This is a genomic window from Mesorhizobium sp. M1406 (genome assembly GCF_040317555.1).
Lineage (GTDB): Bacteria > Pseudomonadota > Alphaproteobacteria > Rhizobiales > Rhizobiaceae > Mesorhizobium.
In genome coordinates this window covers 1-7,787 of the sequence record NZ_JAMYKW010000118.1, presented here as the reverse complement: position 1 = coordinate 7,787, position 7,787 = coordinate 1, and the positions used below count along the sequence as shown (strand labels likewise).

The following is a 7,787-nucleotide window of genomic DNA, read 5'->3' as shown; positions in this document are numbered from 1 at the left end:
ATCAGACGCGCGCGCATCAGCGGGCCGCGCGACAGATCGAACGGCGTGTGCGCCTCTTCACGGCACAGATCCGAAAGCGCCGCCTTAGCATCGGGCCGGCCGGATAGATCGTGCTCGACCAGTGGCAGCCCGGCATCGGCCGGCAGCACCTCGACCCGGGGCTGGCCCTCCGGTGCGACAAAGACACTGCGCAGCGCCTCGTGACGGGCAAACAGACGGTCAAGGCTGCGCTGCCAGGCGACGCGGTCGAGCACCCCCCGCAGCCGCAAGGCCAATGGAATATGATAGTTGGTGCTGCCCTCGTCGAGCTGCGCCAAAAACCATAGCCGCTGCTGCGCAAACGACAGCACAAGCGGCTCATTGCGCGACACGGCCGCAATCGCCGGCAGGTCTTGCGGACCGGCGCGGCTCAAATCTTCGACGATGCTTTCCGCCAGATCGCAAAGCACCGGCCGGGCGAACAGCGTGGCCAGCGGCAGCTCGACACCGACGGCCTGCGGCAACCGGCTCATCAGCTGCACGGCCAACAGCGAGTGGCCGCCGAGCTCGAAGAAGTGGTCGTGGCGCCCGATGCGCTCGAGGCCGAGCAGCTCTTGCCAGATCCCGGCCAGCAGCGTCTCGACCTCGCCCTGCGGCGCTTCATAGGCGGTGCGCGCATAGGCCTCGTCGTCGGGGGCCGGCAGCGCCTGGCGGTCGAGCTTGCCGTTCGGTGTCAGCGGCAGCCCGTCCAGCCGCACGAAGGCCGACGGCACCATGTAGTCGGGCAGCAGGCTAGCCAGATGGGCGCGCAAGGAGGCAGCAAGCTGCGCGCCATCGGCCTCGCCCGATCCGTCCGCCGGCTTCGCCACCACATAGGCGACGAGCCGCTGGCCGCCGGTGCGATCGGCGCGCGCCACCACCACCGCATCGCCGACAAGCTCGTGCTCGCAAAGCCGCGCCGCGACCTCGCCCGGCTCGACGCGGAAGCCGCGGATCTTCACCTGCTCGTCGTTGCGGCCCAAAAACTCCAGATTGCCGTCCGGCAGATAGCGCCCCAGATCGCCGGTCCGGTACAGCCGGTCGCCCTCCACAAACGGGCTGGCGATGAACCGCTCGGCCGTCAGCTCCGGCCGGTTCAGGTAGCCACGCGCAACGCCGGCCCCGCCGATATAGAGCTCGCCCACCGCCCCCAACGGCACCGGCGCACCATGAGCGTCCAGAAGATAGATCCGCGTGTTGGCGATCGGACGGCCGATGGGAGGCACTTGCGGCCAGCATGATGGATCAGCCGCGAGGCGGTGCTCCGTGACTACGTGGGTTTCTGTAGGCCCATACTGATTTATCAACCTCGCCCTCGGATGAGTCTCGAAGAACGACCTGAGCTCGGGGGTGGCTCGCAATTGCTCACCCGCTGTATAAATTTCTCTCAAAGAGGGCAGCAGCGCTCCCCGAGCGCACCAGGCTTCCGCAAAATGTTTCAAGGCTACGAATGGGAGGAAAAGCCGCTCGATCCCTTCTCTGCACACAAGGTCCAGCAACTCGGAAAAGTCGGCACGGGTCTCTTCCCGCACGAGCACCAGTAGCCCGCCGTCCCTCCAGCAACTGAACAATTCCTGGAACGAGACGTCGAAGTTCAAAGTCGTGAACTGAAGTGTACGTCGTTTTGGCGTACCAAACTCCGGCGAGGACCAAAGCAAATTCATAAGCGAGCCGTGGGGCATTTCGATGCCCTTGGGCGTCCCGGTGGAGCCCGAGGTGTAGATGATGTAGGCGAGATGGCGCGAGGTGAGCTCCAGCGCGCACGGATCGAGATCCGATGCCGGCAGCTCGGCCCAGGCCGGCGCGGCCATGTCGAGATCGACCACTCTCACCTGACCAAGAGCATTGGCGTCAAAGGCCACGCGTCCGGCCGCATCGCAAAGCAGCAGCCGCGGGGCAGCATCGTCGAGCACCTGCCGCAGCCGGCCGGAGGGATAGGCCGGATCGAGCGGTACATAAGCGCCGCCTGCCTTCAGGATCGCCAGCAGGGCCACGACCATCGCCGGGCTGCGCTCCACGCAGATCGCCACCCGGTCGTCCGGACGCACGCCCAGTCCGATTAGATGATGCGCAAGCCGGTTCGCCCGCCGGTTCAGTTCGCCATAGCTGAGCTCTGCGTCATCCTGCACCACCGCCAAAGCATCTGGGTTCAGCGCAACCTGCTCCTCAAACAGCGCATGAATGCATCGCTCCGACGGATACGGCTTCGACGTCTCGTTCCATGTCTCCAGAACAAGCTTCCGCTCGTCAGGCGGCAACAGGTCGATCCGGGCCATCGGAATGTCGGGATCCGCTCCCAGAACGTGCACGAGGTGGCTCAGCCTATGTTGGTGATACTCCAGTTCGTCCAACGAAGCTGAAGAATTTCCGAAAACATCAATCGCGAGTTCCGATTCTCCAGTCCGGTAAAACACGAATGAGATATCGTTGGCTGGCCCAAGTGCGAGCTTTCGTATAGCGAAAGACGCATTATCGAATCTCCCATCGCAGTCGAACAACATGACGTTGACAATCGGTGCCGATGTCACCGATGCTCGCCGATCCTCACCGAAATCCCTATCAATAAATTCACCGCGATACCTTTGATGCTTGAGCAGAGAAGTAATGCGCTTCGAGGTTTGCTGAATAAGGCTTTGGAAATTCTGTTCACGTCTGACGCGCAATCTCAGCGGCAACAGGTTGGATGTCATTCCAACCGTTTGTGCGTGCTTTGCAGCTCCTATACGCCCCTTGACCGGAAAACCGAGTACCAGCTCGTTGACGCCCGTGAAGCGATGCACATAGGCAGCCACGACTGCAACTAATAGCTCAGCGGCCTTCCGGTCACCACCTTTCCCAGTAAAAAGCGGTCCCAAATCCCTCAACGAAACGCATCCACCGCACCGCACAGCTTCTGGGGTAGTTGCAATTGTCTGCCGCGCCAGACCAACAGGAGAAAAGTAATTGGCGACGCGCCTTTTCCAAAATTTCTGGTCATCCAGGAACTCTTTAGACTTTAGATATGCGACATCGTTTTCCAGAAATGATAATTGCGAGTTTGGCTCCCAAGTGCTTTTGGATTCGCCTCGACCAAGCTCAGTGTATACGTTCGCTACTCGTCCGGCGATGAGAGACATACTTAAACCATCCACAATAATGTGGTGATACATTTGAAACCAAAAGCAGCGATCTTGTGCAACTCGAAACAAGACAAAGCCAAAGAGAGGCCCTTGGTTCAGATCCATAGGACACGTCAATTGCGCCTGCATATGAGCAAGCGCTGCTGCTTCTGGATTTGGCTCAGCGCGGAGATCGAGAACCCGAAGCGACCAATTGGTCGCCAGCTCAAAGATCTGTCGAGGCTCACCATTCCGATCTGCAATTCGGACATGCAGCGCATCGCATTCAGAAACCACATGATGCAATGCGGTCTCAAGCCGTCCAGCATCAACTGGACCAAAAATATCAAGGTATTCACCGATCACATACTGCGGACTATGCGGATCCAGCTGCTGAGCGATCCAGATCTCCATCTGCGCAGCCGACAGTGGAAATTCGATGTCGCGAGTTGGCCTTTCACTTGTCCCCACCTTCGATGCGTCAATTGCCGCGCGAGCGTCATCTCGATGCATATCAGCCCTTTCTCCTAAGCGGCAGCGGCGCAGGTCGCGAACACACGAGTTTAGTTGTTGGGTATTTGCGTACTGACGGTGTTATGGATTTGATCGTGAGGTGGTCGTGCGGTCGGCAGGTGCGATTGGCCAACGTGTAGGGCAAAAATAAACTACTTAGGATGCAAGAGACTCTCCTTCCGATAATCAGTCGATATGGTCCGCCGCAATATCCAGTAAGAATAAAAACATTCCCGTGCAGGAGATCGTGAACAGCTAGTGTCGCTCGTATTTCGCCTGCGCTCCTCCAAAACGCGACATGTCCAGTCTTCTTGCTGGACGACAGTGGAATGTGCCTGTTCTCGCGCCCAGTGCTACTGCCAATGTCGTCGCGGAGCCATTCAATCCCGGAATGATGAGCGTTTGGATCATGGCCGATGTCCTTGCAATTGCACGAGGACGATAGCCAGTTGGTCCGCCGACGTCGGCCAAAGCCCATCCAAAATCAATTGATCGATTCCGAGAAACCGCAGGTCATCCGCCTCTGGAGTGTCTTGGATGCCCCCTCAGACGACGAGTTTAAGAGATCACTCATTTCAGCTCCCTTCGTTGATAACGCACGTATTCGGAGTATCGACCGGTTTTCCATCGCAGTCTGATCGATCTCCGTCGCCTCAACGCTAGTGCGGAATGGGAAGCGTCTGCCCCGAGCTCTCATGGCCGATATCCTACATCTGCAGCTCTTCAGCCAAAATCTTCAGTTGCGCCGGGCAATTCGGTAATTCTGGCCAATTACCATCATCATCTCCGTTGGTTAGGGGCTAGAGCGTCATGACGGCTTCGCAAGGTGATGCGCAAGTGACGTGCCATCCGGAGGATGTAGCTGAGCGCTGACATTCAAGTTGGGCTGGCGCACCTTCGCTCGTCTTCTTTTTGCTTGCAGGCTGCGGACGAAATGCAAAACGTTTCGCCTATGGTACGTCCGCTCGATAGTGAACAGTTTGGGCCAAAAGCGACAGTATCGTTTGCATGGGTCGAGACACCAGGTTGGAATGGCGCCGGCGGCGAAATGGAAGTTGGACCTGTGGAGGTTTGGTCAGATGGTGCAGGTCTGGTCGGTGACGTGGCTTTATGTGGAAGGGATCGTTACCGATGGCGCGTGAACCCTGCACCATCTCCACCTCCCCGGGCTAGGTGATCCGGATGTGGCGGCCCTGGCCGAGCGCTCCCGCGCAATCTGTACGTCAAATGTGCCCCACGACAGCGTGAAGTTCGACATTGCAGGCCTCAGGGTGATGCCGATCCGCGACGAGGGCGAATTGCGGCGTGCGCATTCGGTCCAGCGCAACGATCGCCGGCGCGCGCGTGCCGGTCCAAGTCGACGTCGGCTTCGGAGAACCCATCACGCCCGAGCCGATCTGACGCCGCCACGATGGACCAGCCGACCGGTGAATACCCGGGTGGCCCATGGGCCGTCCACCGCCGTCGTAGCGTGACGAATACCACTGAACAGCAGCATCATGGATTGGGCGCTGGAGGAGAGGGCAGTTAGTATAGCGAGTGGCCGTCCCAATTATGTCCTCTGTGGATGGCTCCCGCGATGCGAGAGGTAATTCGACGTTATGGCGCGTTGGTCGGGTGCAGTCTTCTGTCCGGCCTGTTGATGCAGCCATTCGAGACTGCTGGCCCTGAAGGGTCGGCGAACTGGGGCTACATCCCGCGCATTTCGTTGCCGATTCCGGGGAAGTTGTCGATCTTGACAGAATTGTATTAGAAAATACTAATAATTCTCGAGCAGCGCCCGCCCCCGCTTGCCCGTCACGGATAGAAACCAACCCGATCGGGCCCGCGCCCTCCGCCCGAGGCGCCGGTTTGTTTTCCAACGAAAGGAAACGGACATGCTGCAATCGTCATTGCGCGACAACATTCCCCGGATTGGGCGATTGCTAAGGCGCCGTCCCCCTGCCCTTCCCAGTATCCGAAAAGCTTCGGTGAGGTAGGTCTCTTGGCAAAAAAGTTCACGTGAACTCGTCTTCCCCTAAGAGGCCGTCGTCTAATCGCGCCGTAAAATGCAAGTCTTTTTTGGACGTCGAGGCGGTCGTTGGTCGTTTGCCGGGAGCAGTGTCGTCTTCGCGGTCGACATGAAGTCGCCGCATGATGGGGCTTCGCGGGTGAGCCTTCCAAGGTTTGGAACGCACGCTCGGGGCATATTGCCTCGAAGGTGCAACGGCCTCTGCGGAATGGCTCGCCCTACGTCCCGGCAGGGACGCCTCGGCACGCCTCAGGGCAGGCGCATGTGAGCTTGCGGTGGCAGGCCATGGCGCTGGTGCCCGGTTGAACAGCTCGCCGGATTTCAGCATAGAGTGCATGATGACGGCCAGCTTGCGCGCAACGGCGACGGCCGCACGCTTGAAGCCGATTCTCTCTCGCAGCTTCACCCCCAGGCGCGCAGCTCGCTTTCGGCATAGGTGCGCGTCAGGATCACGGTTGCTGCTTCATAAAGCAGTCCCCTCAGATGAGCGTCTCCGCGTCGGGAGATGTGGCCGTCATAATCGACTTCGCCAGATTGGCAGCGACGAGTGGTCAGTCCCAGCCACGCGCCGGCCGAACGCGACTTCTTGAAGTTCGCCCGGTCCTCGATGGCGGTCGTGAACGCGGTTGCGGTGACCGCGCCAACCCCTGGGATCGACATCAGCAACTGACAGGCCTCGCTCTGTCGTGCGCTGGCGATAAGCTGCCGTCCAAGCTCGGCGGTGCGGGTGCGCACGCTGCGCCAAGCCTCAACAACCGGCAGGATGGGGGCAGAACAAGATTAGTGCGAAATCGTACGTTTAGCTGAGAAACTCTTCTCCAGATCGGTGCTCGTTCCCAAAATTGCGCCCTAGGTAGCATTCCCTGCCTACAAAATGATATTCGGTACAGGCGGTAAACTACGGAAAACATGCACAATTTCGGTTAGCGTACGATCTCTCACTAATCTTGTTCTGACCCCATAGAGGTGGGAGCATGAGGAACTGTGGGGCAGTCACGTTGCGGCCGACCAAACGGGCACTTTCCGTGGCGCGGTTCCGGCCCGTTCAGAGAGCCTCCGCCACCAACCGCCCCACAGTTCCTCATGCTCTCCGGATCTGGTGGCACGACAGGTAAACGACAACTCCTGAGGCGATCATACCTTGCGCTCCGCGCGCATGATCCTGACCAGACGATCGGGATCCCACTGCTTCAAAGCGCGTGAACCTGACCGGCTTGACCTGCCCCCTGTCAGCGGCGAAACCGCTCCAGACGCCAGCGCCTGTTTTTTCCGTTGGCATGTTAAATGCAAGTCATCGACAAACGCGCTCACACTGAGCAGAAATTGTCCCACGACCACGCAGAAATGGACCATTCCCGTACGCGAGGCTACTCATGTGTAATCAGGCTGTTAGCAAGCTTATGGCTTGATCATTAATTGGCTGCGTCACCTAAACAGAAGGACTCAAAAAAATGACTTATCCCGTGGGTTCGCCGTGTGATGGCTCTCTGAAAGTATCTATCGAGGCAAATGGCCATCATGACCCTCGATTACACAGCATTGATCACATAGCTTTGGCGGTCATAAACTAGATGACGCTATCCACCTGTTTCAAGATGTCCTTGGCTTTAAGCTTAGGCGGCGTTTGCATATAAAGGGTAAGAAGACTGGGATGGTGTGTGCGGAAATGGTTCGGAACGACATGTGCTTTGTACTTTGCCAAGGCACAGAGCCAGAGTCGCAGGTGTCTCAACTTGTCCAAAATTGCGGGGTAGGTCTAGCTCATGTTGCATTAGCTGTCGACGAGGTAGGCCAGGTCCCTCAATAATGGTCGTGTCGAACGACAATCCCCGCGCTCTAAGCGTATTGACCGCCGCCGACACTTGAAAACAACGTACAAGAGCTTTTCGAGCAGCTTGAGCAGGCTGGAAAATACTGATCGACGAGGTGTGGTCCCCTCGGTTTCTATATCGATGCTGGTGATCCGACTTCAGGCGCGCCCGCCGGCCTACCAGGGTCCTGCAAGACTGATCGAAGGTGGCATTCCGACAAAAGCGATCGTAGCCTAGTCGCCGTCCGTCTCGGGACTGTCAGGAATTTCGTGTGCGGGCGGGCATAATGGGTAAGAAGGAGTCCCACTATGTCGCGACGCAAAGACCCTGCGATAC

1 protein-coding gene and 1 pseudogene are annotated in these 7,787 nt (G+C 58.5%); both read right to left on the bottom strand.

The features are described 5' to 3' along the window. On the bottom strand, window positions 1-3,629 hold a 3,629-nt coding region (locus NKH03_RS33760; RefSeq protein ID WP_352973170.1), incomplete at its 3' end, for a non-ribosomal peptide synthetase. Window positions 3,630-5,929: 2,300 nt separating this feature from the next. Beyond that, window positions 5,930-6,405, bottom strand: a pseudogene (locus NKH03_RS33755) (transposase); the annotation flags it as partial. Window positions 6,406-7,787 lie beyond the last annotated feature (1,382 nt).